11 protein-coding genes and 1 pseudogene are annotated in these 26,629 nt (G+C 52.1%); 3 read left to right on the top strand and 9 right to left on the bottom strand.

Translation table 11 applies throughout. The features are described 5' to 3' along the window. Window positions 1-13 precede the first annotated feature (13 nt). The 7 genes from ugpC to HUU59_11435 all read right to left on the bottom strand — a co-directional run bounded on the left by ugpC (window position 14) and on the right by HUU59_11435 (window position 16,860). Entirely contained in the window at window positions 14-1,087 is a 1,074-nt protein-coding gene (gene ugpC, locus HUU59_11465; protein NUO20057.1) for a sn-glycerol-3-phosphate ABC transporter ATP-binding protein UgpC, read from the bottom strand. 27 nt (window positions 1,088-1,114) lie between these two features. After that, a complete protein-coding gene (locus HUU59_11460; protein NUO20056.1) occupies window positions 1,115-3,817 on the bottom strand; it encodes a hypothetical protein in 2,703 nt (900 codons plus the stop codon). 2 nt (window positions 3,818-3,819) lie between these two features. Further along, a complete protein-coding gene (locus tag HUU59_11455) occupies window positions 3,820-8,007 on the bottom strand; it encodes a T9SS type A sorting domain-containing protein (protein NUO20055.1) in 4,188 nt (1,395 codons plus the stop codon). 173 nt (window positions 8,008-8,180) lie between these two features. Then, the gene (locus tag HUU59_11450; protein NUO20054.1) at window positions 8,181-9,674 is read right to left on the bottom strand and encodes a T9SS type A sorting domain-containing protein; all 1,494 of its coding nucleotides are present in this window, start codon (window positions 9,672-9,674) and stop codon (window positions 8,181-8,183) included. Window positions 9,675-9,737: 63 nt separating this feature from the next. Then, a complete protein-coding gene (locus HUU59_11445; GenBank protein NUO20053.1) occupies window positions 9,738-10,760 on the bottom strand; it encodes a PorV/PorQ family protein in 1,023 nt (340 codons plus the stop codon). After that, entirely contained in the window at window positions 10,757-14,224 is a 3,468-nt protein-coding gene (locus tag HUU59_11440; protein NUO20052.1) for a hypothetical protein, read from the bottom strand. The genes HUU59_11445 and HUU59_11440 overlap by 4 nt, the downstream gene beginning before the upstream one ends. Beyond that, on the bottom strand, window positions 14,224-16,860 hold the full coding sequence (locus HUU59_11435; protein ID NUO20051.1) for a TonB-dependent receptor: 2,637 nt from the start codon (window positions 16,858-16,860) through the stop codon (window positions 14,224-14,226). The genes HUU59_11440 and HUU59_11435 overlap by 1 nt, the downstream gene beginning before the upstream one ends. A gap of 332 nt (window positions 16,861-17,192) precedes the next feature. On the opposite strand from HUU59_11435, the gene HUU59_11430 reads away from it, so the two are divergent. The 3 genes from HUU59_11430 to HUU59_11420 all read left to right on the top strand — a co-directional run bounded on the left by HUU59_11430 (window position 17,193) and on the right by HUU59_11420 (window position 21,723). Further along, window positions 17,193-18,632: a T9SS type A sorting domain-containing protein gene (locus HUU59_11430; protein ID NUO20050.1), complete on the top strand. Its 1,440-nt coding sequence runs from the start codon at window positions 17,193-17,195 to the stop codon at window positions 18,630-18,632. Between the two features lie 575 nt (window positions 18,633-19,207). Continuing rightward, window positions 19,208-19,903 (top strand): response regulator, encoded by a 696-nt coding sequence (locus HUU59_11425; protein NUO20049.1) that lies wholly within the window; start codon window positions 19,208-19,210, stop codon window positions 19,901-19,903. 41 nt (window positions 19,904-19,944) lie between these two features. Then, the gene (locus HUU59_11420; protein NUO20048.1) at window positions 19,945-21,723 is read left to right on the top strand and encodes a PAS domain-containing protein; all 1,779 of its coding nucleotides are present in this window, start codon (window positions 19,945-19,947) and stop codon (window positions 21,721-21,723) included. Window positions 21,724-21,784: 61 nt separating this feature from the next. Here HUU59_11420 and pruA read toward each other — a convergent pair whose 3' ends face one another. Both pruA and HUU59_11410 read right to left on the bottom strand, forming a co-directional pair. Next, window positions 21,785-23,332, bottom strand: a complete 1,548-nt coding sequence (gene pruA, locus HUU59_11415; GenBank protein NUO20047.1) for an L-glutamate gamma-semialdehyde dehydrogenase — start codon at window positions 23,330-23,332, stop codon at window positions 21,785-21,787. Window positions 23,333-23,567: 235 nt separating this feature from the next. Then, a pseudogene (locus tag HUU59_11410) lies at window positions 23,568-26,623 on the bottom strand (efflux RND transporter permease subunit). Between the last annotated feature and the right edge of the window lie 6 nt (window positions 26,624-26,629).

Here is a 26,629-nt window from a genome sequence, read left to right as displayed (position 1 = left end):
GAAAGGACAAAAATTAGTCGCGAACTATTGATCGTTCGTCCCGCGCATCAAAGTAGTGAACTGTCTCAGGGTCAAAGAACACAGGCAGACTTGAATCGGGAACAACGTCAGTGCGCGGATCACAGCGAACAACAAGTTCCTGTTTCCCAAAACGTCCGTAAATCAGCAGCTCATTTCCAATCGGTTCCACGACATCAACGATTAGGTTGAATCCAACCTTTCCCGTCGTTGGTGTGCCAACTGCAATCTGCTCCGGTCGCAGGCCAAGTGTAATCTTGTCAGGACAGTCGGAAGTCAAAATGCCCGGAAGCGGAAAGTTTAAGACGTCCGTAAGAAAAGCGCCGTTTGTGCGGCTGCCCGGGATGAAGTTCATTGCAGGCGATCCAATGAATCCGGCGACAAATTTGTTGGACGGCTTGCGATACACATTCAACGGTGTGTCAATCTGCTGAATGACTCCGTCTTTCAAAACAACAATTCGCTCTCCAAGCGTCATGGCCTCGATTTGGTCATGCGTAACATATACCATCGCCGTTTTCAGGCGCTTGTGCAATCGAGAAATTTCCGTGCGCGTATGCGCGCGTAATTTGGCGTCGAGATTGGACAGCGGCTCATCAAAGAGAAACGCAGACGGGTTCCGCACGACCGCCCGGCCTAACGCCACTCGCTGCCGCTGTCCGCCGGAAAGCTCCTTTGGTTTTCGGTGCAGGAGTTCTGATAGTTCAAAGAAGGACGCAGCCTCTTTGACGCGCTTGTCAATCTCTTCGGCGGAGATCTTACGCATCTTCAGGCCGAACGCCATATTGTCATAGACGCTCAAGTGCGGGTAGAGCGCGTAGCTTTGAAACACCATCGCAATATCACGGTCACGCGGGTGCATGTTCGTGATGTTTTTGCCGCCAATCCAGATTTCACCGGAGGTGGGAGTTTCAAGGCCCGCTATCGAGCGGAGTATGGTGGATTTGCCGCAGCCGGACGGTCCGACGAGAACGACAAATTCATCTTCGCGAACGGAGAAGCTGATGTCGCGCAGAACAATTGTTTTGCCAAACTGCTTGCAGAGATTTCGCAGTTCAATGCTTGCCATGAATAATGCTTCGCAGGAAAACGGAAATTATTGGCCGAGAGTGCTCAGCCGGTCATATATGTTGGAACCGTTATTAGTATTGCCGCCACCGCTCCAGCGCTCCGCGATGGCCTTTACCAACCGAAACTCGCCAATGCCAGCCCCTCCGTGATCGTCCTGCGCGCCACAAAGGACGGTCCATTCCCAACTGTCGTCGTGAGTGGGGAATAGCGATTTGGGCAGACAAAACGAAATAGTCGAAGTAGAGACATCACCGAATTGATCTTTGTTATCGCGCGGAATGAACTCGCCGACAATCTTGCCGAAACCATCTTCTACGCGCAAGCCGCCACCAACATAGATGATGCGGTCGAACGGTGTGTCGAGTTCCAAATTGGAATTGGCGCGCACGTCGGTGCGTCGTGAATCTTTCGTGTGCAGACAGATAGCAGCGTAGGTCAACTGAAATCCGTATTCAGGATGCCAGCCGGGTTGGTGTAGTTTGTCTGTTTTAAGTTCGAAGTAGTAGCTATCCTTGTTGTCACGGACCTCAAACTGCGTCAAGTCGAGAATGCCATCTTTGAAATTCTCGTCGGTGGGATAGGTGTAGGCCTCATCGCCGACGGGGTCTGTCACTCTATCCATCAAAAGTGATAATGCGATATCACGATGAATGTCTTTGCCGGTTAAAATCTTCCAATCGGGATCCTTCAACGAGGCGAAGTCCAGCTTCTTGATGGGCGGAGCAAATTTTAGGTCTTGCGGGCCTTTGTCATAGGGCCAACCGGTGAGCTTGTACTCCGCAGTCGGCTTGCCGTCCACCAGCATGTAGCCATCTTTGTGGCGATAGACAACGTGCAAAGGATCAGTCGTGTTGATTTCGCCAGTGATACCGCGTGCGACATCGAAAAACTTTACAGGTAAGGGACTTTTCGGCGCTGTCTCCGCTTTTAAGTCAATCACAGTAGAATCGCCAAATTGCTGCATCGTAACCCAGATTGGCGTGCCGCTGCAAATCACGCGCGTCTCGACTTTGCCCCACTCGTCGGGAATTCGTGGTGCAAAGAGCCAGAACGGATCAACCCGGCCATAGAGTACTGGGCGAATGCCGAGGAAGTCCTGGTAGGTTGCGCGGAGGAACTCTGCAAGGCTCCACGCTTGCGACGCGGTGCCAGACCAATTGATATAGTCGTTTTCGGGACGTTTGACGGCATCGAAGAGTTCAGGCAGCGATCCGACCATGCCGCGCTCGCGCATGTGCCATGCTTCGTATTCCATCATTTTCAGCGCAAGATCCCCTCGGCCTTGACGAATCAAGAGCGATTTTGCGGGGCCGCTGTTCCACACCCACACGATACCTTGATGATAGGCGTTGTCTTTGGGATAGTGCCAATCCATGTGAAACGGATGAAAGCATGTATCCCGCGGACTTAAACTTAGAACGCCGTGCTCATAAAACAACTCACTCGCGACACTCTTGGTGACGGTCGTTTCAAAGGATGGCGGCACGAGCGGCGTGTAAGGAACCGTGAACGCGAACATCTGATTGGGCCGCATCGTGGTATCGGGCGTGCCGTCAGCCATCAAGCGGTCGTAGAAATAATCCTTCGATGGTGCGAGATAGTTCGCTAAGAAATTACGACGAATCTTCTCCGCCGTTTCGCGCCACTTAGGATTGACATTGTGCGTCATGCGCGTGGCGTTGTCGAAGGCGGCGTAATGCAAAGCCTGAACTTCAATGGCGCGATTGCCGCGCGGTGTGTGCGGACCGTCGGGACCGACTGCGTCCATCCACGTGTCGGCGTCGCCGTGCATCAGAAAACCGAGCGAGTCACTCTTCAAGACTGCGGCATCAAGTGCGATGCGCATTGCGCCGCTGTCGGAAAGTAATTCATCCCAAAGGGAATAGTCGCCGGAATAGATTCCATATTCATAGACTTCGCGCATCCACCACGGCGTGCCGTCGGCGGTGTTGTAGGCGATATCTTCCCCGGGCCGCACGCGATTGGGAATTCTGCCGTAAGTCGGGCTGTTGGGATCGCGGTCAATCCATCCGGCAAACCGCATCAAGAGTTTGCGTGCGATGTCGTGATGGCCGGTGACCAGCAAACCGGGGAGTGAAATGAACGTATCGCGTCCCCAACCTTCGTTGAACCACGGGATTCCGGCGTAGAGCAGGGAAGCATCCTCAGCAAGCAAGTTAAGGAGCTGGGCCTCTGACCAGTTCAAATCGGCATCAAGCGCCCAATCGCCGGTAATTGTAATGCCCTGAATGAACGGTCGAACCTCTCCATCGAGATACAAGCGTGGTTCAGGAGTGAATCCTGCCATTGCACTTGTATCAATCGCGGGCGGACGGATGTAGTCAGATTGCTCGAATACCATACCTGCTAAGCCCCAATATCGAAGTGTATCTGACAACGGGTCAAGATGAAGAACAAATAGCTTCTGTGAGTCCCCCCAATGCCACTCAACAGATCGAGGACGGATCACACAATCAGCATGTGAAAGCCTCAGCAAGTTGCCGTTCTTGTCAACAACGCGTATTGGCCCCACCACCCGTTCTCGATTCACCCACAAGCCCATCCACCCTTCATCCCACTCGTCACCCGTTGAGCCGTAGAGGTACGTTCCGTTTCCGTTCGAAATCAGAAACGACCGATTCTCTCCAGCCTTCACCGTGATCGGAGTGTTCGCCAAACTCGCGGTAGCAATCAAAACCACCGTGAGGGAAGTGATGAGTCGCTTCAACACTATTTCATCAACACCAATTTCCGCGTCTGCGTCAGGCCATCCGCCTGCAGCATCACGAAATAAACACCGCTGGAGACACCTGAACCATCCCATACAAACTCGTGCTTGCCTGCGGATAGTTGATCGTCAATCAAGCGCGCCGTTTCACGTCCCAAAACGTCGAATACTCTTAATGTGGCACGTGAGGCTTTTGCCAATTCAAACGGCACCGTCACTACGGGATTAAAAGGATTCGGGTAGGGAACGAGAAGCTCAGATTTCCGCGGCAATGCTGGCAGGTCCGGAGCGTCCGTGTAGATTGCTGAATCGCCTATCACCCATACACGGCCCGAGTAAGCGGACAAGCTGGTGAAGATTCCGGTTAACTCAGAACCCAAACGCGTGAAGCTGGTGGCCGTCGTAATTTCAGAAACAACGTAAGTTGAGTCTGGATGAATGCCGAGCAAGTTTGCGTCAAGATTCACAGTCACGAGTTGTGAAGTCGAGCTAAAATTGCCCAAGAAAACTACCGGATCCATCCCATCTCCAGTTCGTGCATAAGCATAGCACGGGCCGGGTTGGTCGGTCGTAAGTAAATCGAAATCGCCGATACGCATCGCAGGTAAGCGCTTGCGTGCATTAATCAGGCGATAATAATGTGCAAACAACCCATTCGGGTCACTGCCCCAGTTGATAGTTCCGCGCTGGGAAGTCTCGCCGATTTCCTGACCGGCATAAATCATCGGAACACCGGGAATAGTGAGCAGCAATTCGGAAACGAGTTTCGTCTGTGCGGGAGTCTTAATGGAAACGTAACGCGACTCATCATGATTCTCCATAAAACGGAACGGATTCTTGTAGTCCGGCCACGGGAACCCGTAATTCGTAATCAACTGGGTGAGATTCGTAAGATTAGGAATGGAGGGGAACATATTGGTAAATCCAGCACTCCCTTCGTGATGCAATGCCCAATCGTACGCAAGGTCAAAGCGATTTGTGAGGATGTTAAAGTCACTCGCACTCGCTTCTCCGAGCAGGAATATCTCCGGTTTGATCTTTTTCAGTTCCCTTCGCCAGTCCACCCAGAATTGCGGCGAGCGATCCATCGGCCCCCATGCCACATCGCAGCGATAGCCGTCAATGTCATACTCCTCAACCCACCACTTGCACATATCAATGAAATAGCGCGCCGTCTCGGGATTGTCCAGATTGATATTGGGCAAAGAAAGCCAATCGTAGTAGTAGGTGTAATCACCCGCGTTGTTACGATCATACCAATCCCAATAGAACGAGTTTCGGCCGTAACGAATTGCATCCTGCATAAACGGGTGGCCGATACCCGTGTGATTGATGACCATGTCGAGAATCACCCTGATGCCGTGCGCATGCGCCGTCTCAACGAGTTCCCGCAAATCTTCGTTGGTGCCGTAATCCTGTTCGACCGTGTAATAATCGGTGATTTCGTACCCGTGGTCCGACGGACCTTCAAAAATCGGCATCATCCAGATTGCACTTACACCGAGGTCGGCGATTCGTCCCATATCTGACGTAATCCCGTCCAAGTCACCCTCAGCGGAATACGAACGGGGAAAGATCTCGTACACAATGGCATTGTCCACCCATTCAGCGCATTGATCATTCTGAAACGCGCTCTCGCCGTCGTCATTCAACCGCACAAATGTCCGTGAGCGGTTGGAGTTTCCTTCGTCATCGGTTACAATTAAGTCAAAGTAATACTCACCGTGTACTTGCGGAATAGTGAATGTGACGATGCTATTGCTTGGACTTCCGATATCGACAGGCGAGGGATTATCAGGGTCAACGATCCACTGAAAAGTCAACGGATCGCCCTGCGGGTCGTTGGAGCTTGTGCCGTTCAGCTGTATACTTGCATCCCCGATATTGACGACTATCACGGAATTGGGCGCATGGTCAACAAGCAGTGGGAAATTCATCTGCGCGGAGCGGCCTGTGTCGGCATTGACGTCTCGCGCGAACAAGGAGAATAGATTGTCGCCTTCAGTCAGAGTAACTTGCAGCGCAAAACTATCGCCGGTCATCGTCACCGGATGCATATTCTCGTTCTGCATCAGCCATACATTGGACAACGCTACTTGCGAGATGACACGTCCCTTAATTGTCTTGCTCGCTACTCTTGTTGGAGCGCCGCGTGTCATGATTCGACAAAATGGACCTTCATGCATCACGCCTTCTCCGATGTCGTCCGGCGCGATGGCCGCAAGGCCTCGACCGGGCGCATCCAAAGTCACCCGGCGAGTCAGTCCGTAATTCTTCACATTCTTCTCTTGGATGTCACTTGCATCGTAGAAGAAGGAATCAAAGAAGTCGGGCTCTTCCAGGCCGTCGGTTCCGCCCTCAACCGCTGTCACTTCATGCACGTATCTCTGCCCTTGGAGCGGTGCGGCGATTGCACTGACGCATGTGAACTGCCACTCGGACTGATAATTTCCGAGTGCAGCCTCAAGGTCTGCTACTGAGACATAGCATTGAATGTAAGTTGATGAGTTCTCGTAACGGGCTGGAACGCTCGGTCCGCCGATTCCGCCGTAATGCAGCCGATTGTGTACAGCGGGATCAAAATTCGGACTTGCAGCCGCAAGCATTGGCAGCACAATCCCGCCCGATGACAGGCCGGCGACTTCATACTCGGCGTCCATCTCACCGATCGAGCCATAGGCTCCCTGCTCGTTTGTAATGGTCACAATGGCCATTGAATTGGCAGTCAAATCGTCATAGAATCGCGGTCGTATTTCAAGCGAATCACCGTCCGAATAGGCGTACAGCACGAAATCCTTCAGGTCAACCGACTCTGTCGTGGAGTAAATCTCGTCATTTCGCGGATCAACGGCGACATAGAAATTGCCTTCACTGAAGTAATATGCTAAATAGCGAGTGGCGCTCCGTCCGGCGCTATCGGTTGCTTGAACTGATAGCTCAACAAAAAGCTGGTTAGTCGGCAAATTGACTGAAAGCTGGCCCGTTGCGGGGTTCCACGTCGGCGTGACTTGAACGCCGTTAATTCGAGTAACCGGAGTACCGGAGATTCCCGGACCCAAATCACCACTGCGCACTTTGCATGTGATGGTCTGTGCACTGCCAAATTCAAAGACGCGATTATCTCCGGGAAGTACGTCGTACACTTGCGGCATCGTGTCAAGGGCGACGGTCAGGAGCGAATTGTTAAACCCGCCCGGAGCATTTCGCGGATTGTCCGGATCAATCTGCCAATTATTCCCGTTGATAACGAACTTATATTCATTTTCACCAACGGGCATGGCAACTTCACCCCATCGGTTTCCATGCTCGTCAATTCGCGTCAACGGAGTAGCCGTAGTGCTCCAGCCATTGAACGCGCCTGCAAGGTTCAAGGAATTGATTTGACCGCTGAATTGTGAGAATGCCGAACGCGGATCAAATCGGAAAATGACATGAGAAAGCTGTGGCACGGGTGGCTCTTCAAGCAATATATCCCAGTTCTGATTCCCGTTATTGTCCCAGTTTGTGCCGTCGGTTGTCACAAAGTGTACAGAATAGATTGTGTCCAGTGTGCCAATAGTAACGCTGAATACTCCGTTACCGTTATTCACCATTGGCGTGCGCGCGGCCTGACCTTGGGGCACGGTGCCCGCCGGCCACATCGCTTGCGGCGGCAATCTCCAGTTGCCGTGTCCTGCCTCGTTTACTCCCCAATGCAATATGACATTGGTCGCACCATTAGGCAATGTACCGGCAATGGCATCATAGTAAATAGTAATTTCGTCTCCGGGTTCCGGCTCTGCAGGTGACCACCAAGCCACTGTACCGCCCGCAAGAAGTTCAAGCTCCCAATTGTTGCCTGAATTGTTATCCCAATTGTTTCCCCTGTCTGTAAACACGAAGGCAATCGCCTCCGTGGTCATATCAAAGTCGACCGTGACAGACCAAACTTGGTCGCCCGCATTTGCCATTGGGCTTTGCAGCGCGATATTGTCGGAATGAAGCAGCGAGCCCGCTGGCCAAATCTCCTGGGGCGGAGTGCTCCAGCTCCCGTTATCGCCGAGAATTCCCCAGTGCATCCAAACTTGCGAGCCGTTGTCAGGCAGCGCACCGGCGACTGCGTCATAGTAGAAGGTAACAAGATCGCCCTGTCGGGGAGCGGAAGGTTCCCACCACGCCGTTTGCGCCATGAGCGAAGTTGCGAAAGTCAAGAGTAGAACGGCTATACGAATCATAGTGAGACACCTCATAAGGGCAGGGCGGGGCGCAGACTCGTGGTCTGCGCCCCGTCCATTGTGAAAGTCCAAACTTTTCTAAGTGTTACCGCGAACGATACTGGTGACGTATGTCGCGGACGCGCAAACAGTCCAGCATAACACGCTGGTTACTTCAGCAAAAGCATCTTGCGGGTTGCATTGATTGCGCCGCTTTCAAGCTGGTAGAAGTACACACCGCTTGACAGATTACTTCCGTCGAATGACACGGTGTGACGGCCGGCGTCCATCCTGCCGAAGTTCATCGAGGCAACCGTTCGTCCGAGAACATCAAACACCTTCAGAGAAGTCAGGTCACTGCGTGACAGCGTGAAGCTAATGGAAGTGGACGGATTGAACGGATTCGGATAATTTTGCTCGAGGGCAAATTCGGCGATGACGGGAGCGCCATAGTCAGCATCGGAGACAAGGCATGGCCAGTCCTGATAAAGCGTATCCGGTGAGCCCCAGCAATCCACATCCATGCGGAAGTCAGCCTGTGAGTCGTCAATCGTCCGTTCATGGTTGCGGGCAAATCCGGCCTCCACGTCAAGTTGGTTTGCGCCATACTTGTAAATCAACGCGCGGGGTGCACCGGCTGCAAATGGCAACGTGACCGACCAAATGTCATCACCTGCGACGAGGTCGCCGTTAGTACCGGCGTCGTTCATGAAGTAATTCTGAGCGAAATTACCCCACGGCCAATTGTTGAAGAATCCTGCGGCCTGGATACTTTCGATCGTGTAAATCGTATCGCCTGTTTGAACGTCATAGACATACCCTTCGTCGGCAATACGGCCATCAAGCGGAGTAACTTCAACCTGGAATATCACGTTGACATCGTTGGTGATAATGTCGTCTGGTGTGATATTCGCGAAATATACAAGCTCCGGATTGATCTCACCGTAACCATTTCCACTCGGCGGCGGAAGCAAGTCAGGTTCGGTGCCGGTCGGGGTAAAACTGCGGTTTGCGCTGGATTCCCAAGAAGCGGCATTGGGGTCACCACCCTCAAGAATCACGAACTTGTACTCAACGGGCGCATTTTGCGGCAGATCGTCGAATTGCACGCGAAGAGAATAGATACCCGGATTACCGGTTTCTTCGATCAACTGCGTCGCACCGCCCCAGTTGCCGATATTGGCGTGATTACCGCGTACAACGACCCAGTCACTCGCCGGGTCAAAGTTGCCGGACAAATCCTGCACAGTCATGTTAACCCGGAAGTTCACTTCAACGTCGGCGCTTGCCGATGAGGAGATGTTGTTGAAATAAACGACCTCAAGAATCTGTGTATCGCCGGAAACAGTTGCAGTACGGTTGTCCACCGACTCCCAAACATCTTGAGCCGGTTTGACAATCACAAACTTGTACTCGATAGCGCCTTCTGCAATATCAAAGGTGCCCACATAGACGCCAGAGCCGTTGTCCTCCACTTCATGCGTATTGCCCGCCCAGCCATTGATAGTTCCACGGACGACAACAATATCTTCCGCCGGGTTGAAGTTTCCAAGATCCTGCTGTACCGTCATGTTCACCTGGAACGTGACTTGAGTTGCTAATGATTGCGCAATACCGATGGCGAAAATGGCCAGCAACACTGCCAAACTTTTAATCTTAAACATGATTGGGTCCTCCTTGACCAAACCTATTTGTGAGTGAAGTTCTATTTATAATGTGCGAGATAGCTAATAAGAGACTCCGAGCGAATACTTGTAGATGGCATCAAACCTGCCGAAGTCTTCGTATGCTGCGTCGAGCGCGAACGACGGACCCCCGCGCGTCTTGAAGTGAAGTCCGAATCCTAAGGTAATGCCCTCCTCGGATTCGTCAAGGAACAATGATTTGTATCCTGCGCGGAAGAAAAGTTGTTCACGAAACGCGTACTCGGAGCCGAAATTAACTGACTCATCATTGTCATTTGGATGCAGCGCGTCCGCCGCAACCGACAAACGGTGCTTCTCGTCTTGAAAAGCCTCCATTGCCAACCCGAACCGCATGGTAAGGGGAAGCGGCCATTTGTCCGTGCCGAGATTCGCGACAACACTTGTATTGTTTCCTTCACGCGTTTCGTCTACATCGTAAAGCCTCGTCAAATCGCGGCCGGTCATTTGCATTTTGCCGCCGAAATTCGTGATGGAAATGCCGATACGCATGCCGTTCAGATCTGTCCGATAAACACTCCCGAGGTCGATTGCGGCAGTCGCGGCAGATTCGTGCCAAATCCACTCTCTGACATACTTTCCTGTCAGTCCGAGTTTAAATCTATCCGTAAATTGTTTCCCGTAAGTCAACTGAAGCGACATACTGCCGGCGCTGAAGAAATAGCCGGCCCCGTCCTGTTCGTCCTGCTGAGTCGTGGTGACTTCCTGATCCGGCATGGACAACAGCGTAATTTGCGCGCCAATCGCGTCATCGTGCTGCAGCGGCAAGACAGCTCCGACAACATCATACCGCAAGTCAGTCAGCCAATCCGTATGGATAAACGCCGCCTCAAACTTTTTAATGCCGGAAATTCCTGCCGGGTTCCAATAAAGCGCCGTGGCATCGTCTGCCATTGCAGTGAAGGCGCCGCCCATGCCAATAGCCCGGGCCCCTACAGCAATGTTCAAGAAAGGCGCCGCGGTTGAACCCACTTTGCTGACGGCATTAGCGGACAGGGAGAATACGAGCAAGGCAGTCGCGATCGATATGTATCTGAACACTTTCACTTGATCACCGCAAACCTTCCCGTCTTTTCACCGTACGGTGAGTCAACGTGATATAGATAAACGCCGTACGCCACGTTCAGGCCGTCGCGATTGCGCATGTCCCAATTCTCCGTGCCGTCATCAATACCTGCGTTGTGCTCGATAATGTCCACAAGATCACCTTTTACAGTGTAGATCCGGATTGTGCAGCGGTCAGGCAGGTGATTAAAGGTTATCCTGCGCTCTCCTCGACCTTCATTGAAGGGATTCGACGGCTCTTGCACGTTTGCCGATACATAAGGATTTGGATAGACATTGATGCGGTCGAGTTTGACGGCATCACGATTTACCCGGGCGGCGGACGTCGAATATCTGAACAGATCAGCATCAGAGTAGGGCTGATAAAGTCTTAAGATGATCTCATCTCCCGCCGTCGGTCGAACAGTATCTCCTGTAGCAGAACGCGAACGGAATTCCAGCGCCCAGGTAACAACTGAATCTTGCATGAAGATAATAACTTCTCCATTGTCAACAACGCCATTCATCGTTGCCGGCTGCTCGTCAAAGGCAAACTTCAAATACTCGTTTGTGCTGAGGTTCTTGACTCTGAAGTCAACCGGTGTGGCTGGAAGCACGAACAGGTCAAACCAATTGAAATCCTCGGACGTGTCGGACACGCCTTCCGTCCACTCCACAAGGAAGTCCCCCGGAATGCTCTCGCCAACAAGAAAATATTGACTGTAGTTTGTCAATCCGAACCTGAACTCATAAAGCCCCTTGGTCGTGTCCGCCCAGCCGGACGCCTGTTGAATCAACGATACCTGTCGGGGAACCAGCATATAAGCCCGCTGCCCGTCAAACAGCTCAGTGCCTGCCACACGGAAGTACTGCGCCGGATCATAGGTGCCCGGGGGCAGGTTAAACAACGAATCATAGTAACTCGCAAATCGCTCAGCTTGATTAATCAAGTTGTCCTGAGTCGCGAGCGGCTCATTTTCGATAATTGGTTCTTCGCCGTCAAGGTTTGTTCGCGTTACCGTATAAGTTAACGCCGACGTGTCGCTTTCCTGATCGAACGAAAACCGGTACTCAGTGTTGTTGCCGATTAAACGCGGGTCAACTACTTCCAAAGCAATCGTTCCCGTTGCCGATCCCGAGACATGACTAACCGTGCTGAACTGCGGGTCTTCATACCCCAGAGCCGGCGCCCTCGGTACGATGACGGCGGTGTTGATGTCAAGAGTAACATTGCCGCTCGCATCAACGACGATCGTCTTGCTGTTCTCTGCGGGCAGTATCTCTTTTTCCACATCTCCGCGATCGTAGGCAACGACTGCATAATAATAAGTCTGCCCGTTCTCAACCGTCGTATCCGTCCAAGCGTGTTCCAGGCCAGTGTCATTTCCGAGGAAATAAATCACCGAATTACGAATTACCGGAAAGAACCCGGCGTTTCCGTTGTCAAGGTCAAATTGGGCGATCGGTTGATGGAAGACTTTGCGGCCAAGTCCGTCTGTAATCGTAAACACCTCGTTGAAACCCGGATCGGTTGAGCGGTAGATCTTGTAACCCTCAAAATCGAACCCGGTGACCGGATCATAGGAATCCTCGGCGATATTATCCCAATAGAGCGTAACTTCACCGTCGCCGGGTACGGCCCACATCGTCGGCTTTTCCGGTGGTCTCGCGAAATTGTAATTCTCATCATAGATCTGCTGTACCGTAATCTTGTTATCGGTTATGTCCAGCAAATCCTGTCCGTACGCGAGCGCCATGGAAAATCGCTCGGTCTGCCCCGGTCTCAGAGGGAAGTACCCGGAGCCGTAGATGAAATCCCCGTCTTGCGGCTCGGTTGAAACAACATCAAACCGTCCCGGGGTCATGCGTTCCCATAGCGCTGCGTCGTCGCGCATGCGCACCGCGCCGGGTGGAGAAAAATACTCAAAGGACGTTAAGCCAATCTGATCAGACTCATCCACGTCCGTTCTGTCAAAGTGCGGCTCGCCGTTGGTCGGCTGACCATCGCCTTCTCCTGCATCTCCGGTCAACGCAACACCATCGGCGCCCACGTCATCGGTCAGTGGATCCCAGTCCCCGTCGTTGTCAATTCCGTCATCGCGCGCTTCGTCAAGAAGAGGGTCGTTAGTTCCTCGGCCTGTTGTATAGTCAATATACGCGAGGTCCTGATGGTCAATTCGCTCGTCTATCAAGCCATTGAGGTTGTCATCAATACCATTCCCCCCGTTTTCAACGACCTGCTGGCCGGGGTTAAGCACAACCTCGCGGTCGCGAATCATGTAGCGCAGCGGTCCATTCAGCGGGAATGTCGTCACCGTGCGTTCATAAGTGTCATAGTCAACAAGCACGATTGTCTGCCCCGGCCCGAAAGAGCGCGGCTGCAGAAACAGTCCGAGAACATCCCCTGTCAATCGCGGGCTGTTCGGATCCTGACTGTCACCGTCATTGTCGATACCGTCGAGCGGATTGCCGGGTGACTCCAAGAACGCATATCCGACGTAACCGACATTATTGGTTTCTGACACTGGAACCCAACCGGGCGAGCCTTGATCATCGCTGTCAAAGCTATAGGTGATATCGTTCTCGAGGTCAAAATAGGCCAGGTCATCCTCGGAGTCCTGACGACCCCCGGACAAAGTGCCGACGACCATACCGAATGCTACTTTATCATAGGTATGCGTGCTGACGTTTGTTATCTCATAGAGCCAGAAAATAACATCTTGTGCCAGGAAGTGAGACCACTGCAGGCCTCGCACCGACACTCGCAATCCAAGTCCGCGCCGTGCCGTATCCGCCTCATGCGGATAATAGCGATACACATTTCCCAAGCTGTCCGTGCGCTCGAACCACTCAAGGTCGGCATTGTCGTCCATCTGAAAATAGCATTCTTGATCGGCATTGGATACATTCTTGCCGAAATACCCGTTCCACGCACGTGGCCAGCCGGGATCCGTTTGGTCGCGCACCCATGCTCTGTCCCCGGAAAGGGAATCGGTAATACTCTTGTCCGGCCACGCTGGGGGCCACGTGACAGGTTGATTACTCATTGCAACGAGCGGATCTTCTCCGATAGCGGGCGGTGCCGCAAATCCCTTCAGCGGTTCAAAACCCCAGAACGCTCCGCCGCCCGGAGGGCCGTCCGGATTACCACGCGGACCGTCTGATGTGCAAACAGCGCGGATAGTATCACCTGACGGGTGAATAAACTCGACCCCGACCAATGGCGAAACGTCGCCAACGTACTCATTACCGGTGCCAATTGGCCATTCGCCCGAGATTTCGCCGATATTTCCGACCAGTCCATAATTATAGAACGTCGTGCGGACAAGGTTGCCACTCATGATATTCTTGGCACGATAAAGCGGATTGCCTCGATAATTCAGCATCGAGTCGGCTTGGGCGAACACATGTGCAGTCATGCCGGCCAGCATAACTGCGCAAATGAATATTTTGATGTATGATTTCATTAGAATTCGTATGTCAAGCCGATTTTGACCAACCGCGGACGTGAGTAGTGCGAGGGATCAGGATAGACCTCGTTAAGAGTATTGATCTCCGGGACTTCAACCGCATCATTTTCGACAATCGAATAACCGGCGCGGCCGGTGTCGCTGTAAACGCGATCTTCATTCCTTATGTCAAACAGGTTCTGAATCGTTGCCATCAGCAGAATTTTCTTGCCGCCGACAGGGAATGCCTTGAAGGCGTTTAAATCAACGTTGTAGTAGTCCGGCCTGCGCCCATCGTTCTCAAATCCTGTCCGGATGCCGTCGTCGGTTGGCGAATACGGAAGTCCGCTGCCGTACTTGCCGAGCAGCGTTGCTCCGTAACCGCGGTTGCCCGGTACGGCATAGGTCAAACTCGCGTTGAACGTATGACGTCTGTCCCAATCAAGCGGTACAAGCTGCTGCTCAGGTTCGCGCGGATTGTTGCCCTTCAAGTCATTGTATGCCGACTGCGGGTCGCTCGCATTGCCTTCAGCAATTTGATAAGTGTAATCTACGAACGCGCTGAAATTGTTGGCCATGCGTTTGTCTAATGAGAGTGTGATACCCTTGACCTCTCCAAAGCTGCGATTGACGTATTGCGCGTACTTTGTTCCCGAAGAGTATGTCTCGACAATCCTGTCCGTCGCGACCAGACTGCGGATGTCGCGGAAATAGAGTGACGTCGAGAGGGCCACGTCTTCATGAATTTGTTGCTGGAAACCGAATTCGTAGGTAACGGTTTCCTCCATATCCAAATCAGGATTCCCCATCACGGTGTTCAATCCGACGCCCGATTCCAGTTCGTATTCCGGGTTGGCATACATCCGCTCAAAAGTCGGACGCTGCACAAAGTGTCCGTAAGCAAAGTGGAACACACCCTGGTCCGACATCGGATAAGCGATGCCCAGCCGTGGCGACAACCGGAACTTGGCATCTACATCGTCGTACCAGTAACCAAGTCTTTCTTCGAGAGTTTGTGCTGCTCGTTCGGGAAGCAATGGGTTATAGACGTTCGGATCCTTCGGATCGGAGGGAACGCGTCCGTCCGGCTCGAAATAATCGAGCCGTAAACCGAAATTAACTATCAGGGAAGGCAGCTCAAACTTGTCTTGTGCAAACAAGGCGAGCTCGTAGGGGTTATTCCTGTACAAGTCGTGTGACGGAAACGAAATAGGCTCAACAGAAAAGCGGAAGCTGTTGCCTTGCTCAACCGGCACAAGATTGATATCCTCATAGAAAAGCTCATGCACTTTTGCATCAAACCCGACCTTCAGCAAGTGCAGTTTGCTGGCTTGATAGGATAGATTTCCCGTGAGCTGGTTCGTGTTCGTCCAGCGGCGGAATCTGTTCAAATCTGTTCCGGCAACATTCAGCGTATAGGGCGGATTTATCTCCTGATACTCAGGATGCAGGTACCGTGGATCAGTGGCCTCTTCAAACACAAAGTGATGGTACTCACTGAACGTGTTGGTTGCCGCAAGTTCGTAGAACATCGCGCTGTTCAGCGCGTGATTCATCTTCAGGACATTGGTTCTGCCGTCACGGTAACGTCTCAGCGTGCCGTCCGGAACATACTTCCAATCGTGTGAGTAATCGCGATAAGCCCTGCCGCTGTAGAAGGTGGAGTAATTGAGCTTGATCTGATCCGTAAGCGGATATGTCAGTTTCAAGTTGCCCCACCGCTCCAGATTATTGTTCATCGCAGCATAACTGTTGTCGCCGTCGCGGTTGATAAGAGAAGAGTCTCTGTTGTTCGGCATGAACACAGTCCAACGGCGTTGTCCGTACTGCCAGCCGTCATCGTCTAAATAGCGAAAGCTCCCATAAAAAGAGAGCTTGTCCGCAAATGGCACGGGGCCGTACAGAGTTGCGCTGTAATCTTGAATATCGAGCGGAGAAACGTGGTCTATGTTCATCCACGTCGTCTTGTGCTCCGATACATAGTCACCGAACTCTGTCGAGACCGTGCCGTGATAGTCCAGCGCACCCTCTTTAGTGACGATATTCACGATTCCTGACATGGCCTGACCGTATTCCGCGTTGAACGTTCCGCTGATGACCTGCAGTTCTTGCACGGAATTGTCGTCAACCTGCGTGCCCTGACTATTGTCATACGCGTCGGTGACTGAGATTCCGTCGACCAAATACATGACCTCGTTTGTGCGGCCGCCGCGGAAGTGCCCGTCAACAACTCCGGCCTGTATCTCGATAACCTGGCCAAGATTCGTCACAGGGAGCGCTTGAATGTCTGAACTGCCAACCGTGGACGTGGCAAACGTCCGGTCATTCTCAATCAGTTTGCGTTCAGCAGTGATGACGACTTCGCCCGTGGCAATTGCTTCCACGCCGAGCACGAAGTCGGCCGTCGCTGTCTGATCGGTAATGACTCGAAGTCCTTGCAGCGTCTTTGGTGCAAAACCGATCGCGCTGACACGCAGATTCACGCTGCCCGGCGGAACATTCAGAATGAAATATTCTCCATTAATATCAGCGGCAGCGCCAAGCGTGGTGCCTTCCACCATGACTGCGGCTCCAATAATTGGATCGCCGGTTTCAGCTTCGGTTATCCTGCCAGCGATCTTGCCGGTCGTACCAGCAAAAACAGCCGAGCACATGACTAAAAATAGCCACAGCCCGGCCGTTCCACCTCGGAAACTCCGATTTCCCAACCACATATGTATTCCTCTAGACTATCCGGTCGCCACAAAAAGCATGGCAATTTTCCTTATTTTTCTTCGTACCTTTAAGTTAAGGGAGAGCTTTATGTTTGTCAAGTGTTTGCGTCACAATTCTGCATTTTCACCCCCTGCAATTCTGCATATTTAAGTTGAATAGTGGTGATTTAAGCCTCTTTTTGAGTCTTTATTAGGTTCCTCCGGGGCGTGCATTTTAATCAGAACAGCCATATATTCAAGTACTCACGTTTCATGACCGAGGAGGTGCACTCATGCGCCTGATGACGATAACAACGTTTCTTGCTGCTTATGCCTCTCTTGCGATGGGGCAGACATTCAGTGCCTTTCTGTCCCGCGTTAACTCGGTGCCAAATGCCGAGCGTCCGGCGATAGTGGATAGCTTTATGACTGCGGTACCCGGATTCCCTTATATAGAGGAGACAATGCAAGTCCACTTTCTGTATCGCGGTCCTGCCAACAGCGCCCAAGTGCCTGGAGACATGAATGGCTGGACTCCGTCTGCCGCAAATATGACACAAATAAGTGGAACGGATCTTTGGTACTACAGCCGGTTCTTTGAGGCCGACGCGAGACTTGATTACAAGTACGTGCTTAACGGGTCAAACTGGATTCTGGATCCCAGAAATCCCTATACGGTCACCGGCGGATTTGGTCCAAACTCTGAGCTCAGAATGCCGGAATTCGTACAACCCCCGGAGATCGAAAACTACCCTGACGTCGCACAAGGTGCGATTCGGGATACCATGTTCACGAGTTCCGTGATGGGAAACACTCGCAGGGTTCGAATCTACACTCCACCCGGATATGAGAATAGCGGCCAGAGCTATCCGCTGCTATTAGTCCACGATGGGCTGGAGTTCATCACGCTGGCTCGGTGCGAGCGGGTGCTCAACTACCTCATTCATCACAATCAGATCCGGCCACTGATCGCCGTATTTGTTCCTCCGGTTGACCGGACCCCGGAGTATGCAGGGGATAGGCAGGATGAGTTTGGTCAGTTCATCACCACCGAATTGCTCCCGTTTGTGGACTCAGCGTATCGAACGGATTCCGATCCGCAAAACCGGGGGACAATGGGCTCGTCAAATGGCGGAAATATCGCTCTTTGGCTAGGCGTTACATTCCCGGAGACCTTCGGTCAAGTAATTGCATTTTCAAGCAATGTTGAGCAAAATATCACCGCAGTGTTGGAGCAGAACGACGATTTGCCGCTTCGATTTTACCTCGATATTGGCACATACGATATTCCAGTATTAATCCCCCGAGTACAGGGACTTGTGCAGATTCTGGAAAATCAAGAATATCCATACTTCTATCAGGAAATTCACGATGGTCACAGTTGGGGAAACTGGCGTGGTCATATTGATGACGCACTCAGATTCACCTTCCCGTCCACAACTGAAGCGCCCGAAGGAGTAGTACTTCCAGTTAGTTTCAAGCTTGCGCAGAATTATCCAAATCCATTTAATCCAACAACTACTATTGAGCTGGCGTTGCAGGAAAGAATGTACGTATCGCTCGATGTGTTCGACACAACCGGCCGGCTTGTGGAATCACTGGCAAATGGAATGTATGACATTGGAAATCATGAGTTTGTCTTCAATGGTACACAACTACCCACCGGTAGCTATCTTGCCAGAGTTGTTGCCAATGGGAGAGTAAGTGCAATTCGTATGATTCTGGTCAAATAATTATTGAGGAGAATGCTATGAGAATATTATTATTGATTTTGACCTGCTTCATGCAATTAAATTTGAGTAGTTTGTCATTGGCTGCTGGCAACCCCTTCGACTATCCGTTCTCCTCATGTCTGACTTGCGGGGATGGGCTTGGCGACAGCACTGTCACTCTGACACATTCGGGCAGACTTCTCAAATTTTGTTGCATCGAGTGTGTTGGGTCTTACACAAAGTCACCGGAAACACATATTTCCAATCTGATGGAGTCGATTCGTGCGGAGCAGCGCGAGACATATCCCCTTACAACGTGCGTGATCTCCGGGCACGAGTTGGGCTCAATGGGAGACCCTGTTGAGTATGTGCATGGAAATACATTAGTTAAATTTTGTTGTGCAGCCTGCATCGAAGATTTTGAGAAGAACCCCACCAAACATCTGGCAAAACTGGACGAAGGTCAAAAGCCCGAACATTGAGATGAATTTTTCCAATTTACAGAAAGTTGGAAAAATTGATAATATAGAGTGTACAGCTCCTCATATTTCCCTTACAATATTCTCGTATTCTTGGATATTCCAAACTAACGTCCTATGAGTACGAAAATGAAGAACTCGGTTCTGGTTGTAGAAGATGAGCACGACATTCGTGAGATATTGGAGTACAATCTCTCGCGGGATGGATTTAGCGTCCGTGCGGTAGAGACAGGTGAACAAGCTCTGTCCGCAGTTGGTGCGATGCCGCCCGACATCATTTTGCTGGACCTGATGCTGCCAGGAATTGACGGATTACAGGTCTGCCGGAAGCTGAAGTCGGACGCTTCGACCGCCAACATTCCGATATTAATGTTGACGGCCAAGGATGAAGAGGCGGACGTGGTGGCAGGGCTCGAGCTTGGGGCAGACGACTATGTGACGAAACCTTTCAGCCCCAAAGTAGTTGTTGCCCGCGCACGTGCCGTGCTGAGACGGCTTTCGGAGCCTGTGCATGGAGAAGATGAGGTCTTGAATTTCGACCAATTGACCATTCATCCCGGTCGCAGGGAAGTCCTGGTGGACGGAAAGCTCGTCGAACTAACCAACAGCGAATTCCGGATTTTGCATCACATGGCCCGGCGGCCGGGTTGGGTGTTCACCCGCTACCAGCTTGTGGACTCGGTTCACGGTGAGAAGCACGCGGTATCCGACAGGTCTGTTGATGTGATGATCGTAGGCTTGAGGAGAAAGCTTCTCGACTGCGGGAACTACATCGAAACGGTCCGCGGAGTCGGGTATCGTTTTCGTGCCTAATGTTCAAACCGGGCAGGCACGTATTGAGAATCAACTAAGCCATGGCCCGCCAAAAGCCTCTATATAGAAGACTTTTTATTCCCTATGTTGGGGTCGCGCTTGCCACGCTTGTGCTCCTGCTGTTTTTCATCGGGTCGGCCTTCAGACAGGCAGAATTGCAGCAGCTTGAAACCAGCATCCGCCAGCGAGTAAGCCTTACTTTGCCGCACATAGCCGCGGAAATGGAATCAGCGACCCACGAAGACCTGAGCAGCCTGCTCCGTGAACACGCGGAAGCAGGCTCTTTTCGTTTAACGCTGATCGATCGTGCCGGGAATGTCATTGCAGAAAGTGATACCATCCCGGAAGCCGTGCCCAATCTACGCAACAGACCGGAAGTGCTTGTCGCGTTGCTGGGACGAACAGGAACGTCGGTTCGGGAAAGCAATGAATTCGATTACATGTATAGCTTTGTCGCCGAACCGATTCTCATGGATGGAACGGTCATCGGTGTGTTGCGCGGTGGCGAGCGGGTTGAAGAGTCACGGTGGGAGCTCTTGAAGCGGACGGGAGGGTTGATTGGAGTTTCCGCTTTTCTTATTGGATTTGGAGTGATTCTGATATTCTTAGTCGTACGCCGAGTCGTGGTTCCGATAGAAACATTACGGCAAGGCGCAGTCCGTTTTGCGGAGGGCAAGCTCGACGAACGGCTTGAAGAGCCGGACACAACCGAGCTTGCTTCCCTGAGCAGGGCATTGAATCACATGTCCCATCAATTGGATGACCGGATACGGACTGTGGAACGGCAACGGGAAGAACAGGAAGCAGTGCTTGCGGCCATGGTGGAGGGCGTACTTGCCGTCGACCGTGACGGCAAAATCATCATGATGAACAATGCGGCCGCAAGACTTTTTGAAGTCGAACGAGAGAGAGCGAAAGGCCGAATTCTCGAAGAGGCTGTGCGAAACACGGATATACACAACTTCGTGCGATTTACCCTCAAGGCGGGGCAGGCAGTGGAGCGGGAAATCATCCGCTATGAGAATCAAGAGCGCATTCTGCAACTTCGCGGAACTCCAATACTCGAGTCCGGCGAAGTCGCAGGTGTTGTCGTAGTCATCAACGATGTGACAAAGATGCGCAGGCTTGAAGCGACGCGCCGGGAATTTGTTGCGAACGCCAGTCACGAACTAAAGACTCCTGTCACGGCAATCAAGGGTTCGATAGAGACCTTGCGTGAGGGCGCGCTTGCCAATCCGCGTGACGCAGAGCGATTTCTCGACATGATGGGACGGCAGGCCGATTATCTGCAGTCAATTATCGAAGACTTGCTCAGTCTGGCAAGAATTGAACAGGCGGCAGAAGAAAACAAATTGGCGGCCGAGCGTCAGCCGATATCTCCTGTGCTGCAAGACGCGATTGAAGCAACATCAACATCCGCCGAGGCGCGCGGTCAACGGGTATCGCTGGACTGTTCACCTGAGCTTGAGGCCACGTTCAATCACTTTCTGATTCGTCAGGCCGTGATAAACTTAATCGACAACGCATGTAAATACAGCCCGGAAGGAACGGGAATAGATGTGAGAGCGGAGATTGCTGAAAAGCAGCTTGTCATTTCGGTTTGCGACCAGGGGCCGGGAATAGCGGAAAAGCATCTGACCAGAATCTTCGAACGATTCTACAGAGTAGAAGCCTCGCGAAACCGAAAGTATGGCGGAACTGGATTGGGGCTGGCGATCGTGAAACATGCGGCATTGGCACACGGCGGAACAGCAGAGGTAGAGACGCAGCTTGGCAAAGGAAGCACTTTCATTATACGCATTCCGATTGAAAGGCAATAGGCACACAAGATCAAAAAGCCCCGCAGCTGCGGGGCTTTCAATTAAAGTCCAGCTGAGACGATTAGAATCTTTCGGTCACGCTCTTGCCTTGCAGAAATAGCTGCAGGTAATCGCGACCGCCGGCCTTGCTGTCGGTACCGCTTTGATTGAAGCCTCCGAAGGGCTGAACACCGACCAATGCACCGGTGCACTTGCGATTCAAATAGAGATTACCGCAATGAGCATGGACTCTTACCTTTTCAAGATGCTCGCGGCGTTTGCCGAAGTACCCGCCCGTCAAACCAAACTGAGTGTTATTGAAAACGTCGAGTCCTTCATCGAAGGATTTCACTTTGCAAACGGCGAGAACAGGTCCGAAGATCTCCTCTTGCATGATGCGCGCAGTCGGGGCAACATCGGCTATAATGGTCGGTTCAATAAACCAGCCAGGGAATCCTGCTCTATTTCCCCCGGCAACAAGTCGGCCTTCCGACTTGCCGATTTCGATATACTCGAGAATCTTGTTGTATGCTCCTTCTTCACTCACCGGACCGTGCCAATTGCTGAGATCCTTCGTGGGACCTGTTTTGATTTGCTTCGTTCGGTTCACAACCATATCCAGCAGCTTGTCGTACACCTTTTCGTGAATAATCAGCCGCGAACATGCGCTGCACTTTTGTCCCTGGAACCCGAAGGCGGCGGTAACGATCTGCTCGGCGGCAAATTCGAGGTCGGCATCATCATCGACCAGTATGGCGTCCTTACCGCCCATTTCCAAGATTGTTCGCTTCAACCACAGTTGTCCGGGATGAACGACTGCCGCGCGCTGGAAAATTCGCTGGCCGATTTCCATTGAGCCTGTGAAGGCAATAAACCGCGTGAGTTTGTGATCGACAATAGTGTCGCCGATAGCTCCGCCGGGTCCTGGCAGGAAATTTACAATGCCCGCGGGCAGGCCTGCTTCCTCGAGAATCTCCATGAAGCGGTATGCAATCACTGGAGTAATAGATGCCGGTTTCAAAATGACAGTGTTGCCGGTCACGAGTGACGCGGTTGTCATGCCGGCCATGATAGCGCCGGGGAAATTCCATGGCGGAATGACCGCGCCCACGCCAAGCGGAATGTAGTAAAGATTGTTCTCTTCACCGGGATATTCATTCACAGGCTGACGCTCGTTCAAACGCATCATTTCACGGGCATAGAACTCCAGAAAGTCAATGGCTTCCGCCGTGTCTCCGTCGGCTTCCATCCAGTTTTTGCCGATTTCCATAACCATGGTTGCGCTGAACTCATGTTTGCGGCGGCGCAGAATGGCAGCGGCGCGGAGGAGAATGCGTGCGCGCGCATCCGGGTCAAAGTTCTTCCACCACTGAAACGCGGCGTACGCGCTTTCTACTGCACGCAACGCAAGTTCCTTGGTTCCCTTGCTGACATAGGCCAGCACTTGGTCGGGATTTGCGGGATTGGTTGACTTGATTGAATCATCGGTGAAGATGCGTTCGCCACCGACGATGAGCGGGATCTTCTCGCCGAAGCGGCCTTCAACAATTGCTAAAGCACTTTCAAAAGCCTGCTTGTTTGCAGAATCGCTAAAATTTGTAAACGGTTCGTTCTTAAACGGAGGGAGCATAGGAAGTATTCCTTAGAATTCAACAGTGCGGAGTTGTCGGCCGCAGTTTATAAGTGGACGGCACTGGACGCAGACGTTGTCTGGCATGCCCCAATATAGAGGAAAACCGTGAGAATTTCAAGCTCGTAAACAATTGAATTTACTGAGTAGTAGGGGATTGGTGAGGCAATGAGAAAACGAAACACCCCCGGCACATCTGATGCAACGGGGGTGTTTTTCGAGAAAGTTGTCTATTTCAATTCAGTTGCTTGGTCCGTGCGCCAAACCTCCAGTAAAGTGCGGGGATGACGACCATGTTAAGTGCCGTCGAAGTAAGCAAACCGCCGAGAATTACGATTGCCATTGGCGTCTGAATCTCTTTACCCGGCTGTCCGCCTCCCAATGCCAAGGGCAGGAGTGCCAGACCTGCACACAGGGCTGTCATTAGAATGGGATTCATCCGCTCGAGGCTGCCGCGAATAATCGCATCTCGGACGGGAACTTTTCCGTTGTCAATCAAATCGTGGAAGTGCGCAATCATCAAGATACCGTTCCGTGCGGCGATGCCAAATAGCGTAACAAATCCTACCAGTGCGGCGATAGACACAATCCCGCTGGTGAAGAAGATTGCAAAGACACCGCCAATCAACGCGAGTGGAAGGTTGACCATCACCAGCAAAGCATCACGGAATGTCCGGAACTCAAGATAAAGCAGAACAAGGATTGCGCCGATTGAGAGCAACGAGAGAAGAAACACAATCCGGCTAGCCGCTTCTGCACTTTCAAACTGGCCGCCATAAGATACGAAGTAACCGTCCGGCATTCGCACGTTGTTCAATACTTTCTCTCTGACTTCTTCGACGGCACTTCCAAGATCACGTCCGGCAATGTTAGCCTGGACAACGATCTTGCGGCTGACGTTTTCGCGGCTGATGGAATTCGGGCCGCTCGACTTGTACACTTTTGCCAGCTCGTTCAACGGAACTTGCGGTCCTGCCGGTGTAGCGAATAAACTGCTTGCGATGACATTTTCATTCACCCGTGAGTCTTCGGGGAAGCGAACAACAAGGTCGAACGGAATCTGTCCTTCAAGAACTTGTCCGACCACTTTGCCGTTAAACGCTGTTTCGATGTTCTCGGCAAGATCTGCTACTTGCACGCCATAAAGCGCCATTGCGTCACGGTCCATTTCGATACGAAGTTGCGGGACGTCAACCTGTGGCTCTACGGCGACGTCAACGAGTCCGTCCACCGTTTCCATTTCAGCCTTGATCTGCTGAGCTATCTGCCTCAACTCGTAGAGATTACCGCCGAATACTTTGACTGCCAACGCTGCTTGTGTCCCGCTGAGCATGTGATCGATGCGATGTGACAACGGCTGACCGATGCTGATAACCGTACCGGGAACGTCGGACAGCAAGTCACGAAGTTCATCAAACACCTTTTCCTTATGATACCCCTCTTGACTGAGCCGTACTTCAAGCTCTGTCTGGTTACTTCCAAACACATGCTCATCCAATTCTCCTCGGCCCGTTCGGCGCGCGACGGACAATACTGCTGGATGAGACATCAACTTTCTCTCAACGAATTCACCGATGTCGGAAGATTCCTGCAGGGAAGTGCCCGGAGGAGTAATGGCGATAATCGTAGCCGAGCCTTCATTAAATTCAGGCAGAAAGGAGCTGCCGAGTCTGGAATAAACCGCCAGCGCACCAACGATTAACAGAGCTGTCGCAAGTATCACCGTTGATCCATGCTTGAGGGCCCATTCAAGAGTTGGCCGATACCAGGACTTCAGCGTGCGCACGAGCCATGTTTCCCGTTCTGCCGTGTGTTGCTTCATCTTTGGCAGGAGGTAGTAACTAAGCGCGGGAACAACGGTAAGCGCGACGAACAGCGAAGCAAAGACGGAAATCACGAATGCAAAACCAAGGGGGAGAAGAAGTCTTCCTTCAATTCCGGACATGAAGAACAGCGGAGCAAAGACGGCGATAATAATAAAGGTCGCGATGACCATCGGTTGCCGTATCTCATTTGAAGCATCGAGTATTACCCTAAGTGTTGGGCGCTTTTGGTCGTCCGGCAGGACGCGGTTCTCGCGCAATCTGCGAAATACGTTCTCAACATCGATGATGGCATCGTCCACCAAAACACCGACCGCGATTGCCATACCGCCAAGAGTCATTGTGTTGATTGTAAGCCCGAGCCAATACATGGCCAGCACAGCAACGATTAGCGAGAGGGGAATGGCAACAAGACTGATAAGCGTCGTGCGGACATTTGCCAGGAAGAGAAGAAGTATGATTGCGACTAGAATTGCGCCGTCCCGAAGCGCTTCAATCACATTGTGGATGCTGACCTCGATGAAATCGGCTTGTCGAAAGACGTGATTATCAATACGCACGTCAGCAGGCAGGAGCGGCTCCAGTTCTTCTATGACGGCATCAATTCGGTTGGAGAGATCAAGAGTGTTCGCATTCGGCTGCTTCTGAACTGAGAGAATGACGGCGTCCCTGCCGCTGACGGAAGATGTACCGAATCTCGTGGCCGCGCCAATTTGCACGTCGGCCAGATGTTCGACCAGGATAGGGCTCCCTTCACGAACAGAGACAACGGATCGTTTCAAATCCTCGATCGCGTCGATGAGACGTAGAATCCGCCGGTTGAATTCAAGTTGGATTTCTTTACCGCGTCCTGAAGTTCGCTCAAGCTCACTTGAAAGGCGGCAAGTCGCTCCGGACTCGCAAGAACCTGATACTGCTTTCTTTCTCCGCCGATGGCAACTACCTGAGAAACTCCCGGAACGGCCAGCAATCTTCGTCTCAATATGTTATCGGAAAACGACCGCAAATCCATTTCCGAAAGCGAGTCGCTGGAAACTCCAACAAGCATGATCTCACCCATCAACGACGACACAGGCGCCAAAGACGGTGCATCCATGTCCGGCGGCAAGAGCGCAAGGACGGATTGCAGCTTTTCAGCAACGATTTGCCGTGCTTGAAAGATATCCGTACCCCACTCGAACTCCACCCAAACGATGGCGAATCCGGTGGCAATTGAAGAGCGAACTCGCCGCACTCCGGACGCTCCGTTCATCGCAGTTTCAATCGGAAAGGCTACGAGAGTCTCAACTTCTTCGGGAGCCATGCCATGCGCGTCGGCAAGTATCGTTACCGTGGATGCGGTCAAATCCGGGAAGACGTCAACCGGTAGCTGAAACGCTACAAACATGCCGAGTATCAGGATAAGTGCCGACGCGAGTACGACAACCAGCCTGTTCTCGAGCGAGAACTTTATGATATTCTGAAACATGGCCGC

It is taken from the genome of bacterium, assembly GCA_013360195.1.
GTDB lineage: Bacteria > Electryoneota > RPQS01 > RPQS01 > RPQS01 > JABWCQ01.
Note: the sequence above shows the minus strand (reverse complement) of the source record. Positions and strands in the feature narration are given on the sequence as shown.

Excerpts from the sequence above, each read along its gene's own strand:
- ugpC (NUO20057.1), bottom strand. The coding sequence starts at position 1,087 with ATGGCAAGCATTGAACTGCGAAATCTCTGCAAGCAGTTTGGCAAAACA.
- HUU59_11450 (NUO20054.1), bottom strand. The coding sequence starts at position 9,674 with ATGTTTAAGATTAAAAGTTTGGCAGTGTTGCTGGCCATTTTCGCCATC.
- HUU59_11440 (NUO20052.1), bottom strand. The coding sequence starts at position 14,224 with ATGAAATCATACATCAAAATATTCATTTGCGCAGTTATGCTGGCCGGC.
- HUU59_11435 (NUO20051.1), bottom strand. The coding sequence starts at position 16,860 with ATGTGCTCGGCTGTTTTTGCTGGTACGACCGGCAAGATCGCTGGCAGG.
- HUU59_11430 (NUO20050.1), top strand. The coding sequence starts at position 17,193 with ATGCGCCTGATGACGATAACAACGTTTCTTGCTGCTTATGCCTCTCTT.
- HUU59_11425 (NUO20049.1), top strand. The coding sequence starts at position 19,208 with ATGAGTACGAAAATGAAGAACTCGGTTCTGGTTGTAGAAGATGAGCAC.
- HUU59_11420 (NUO20048.1), top strand. The coding sequence starts at position 19,945 with ATGGCCCGCCAAAAGCCTCTATATAGAAGACTTTTTATTCCCTATGTT.
- pruA (NUO20047.1), bottom strand. The coding sequence starts at position 23,332 with ATGCTCCCTCCGTTTAAGAACGAACCGTTTACAAATTTTAGCGATTCT.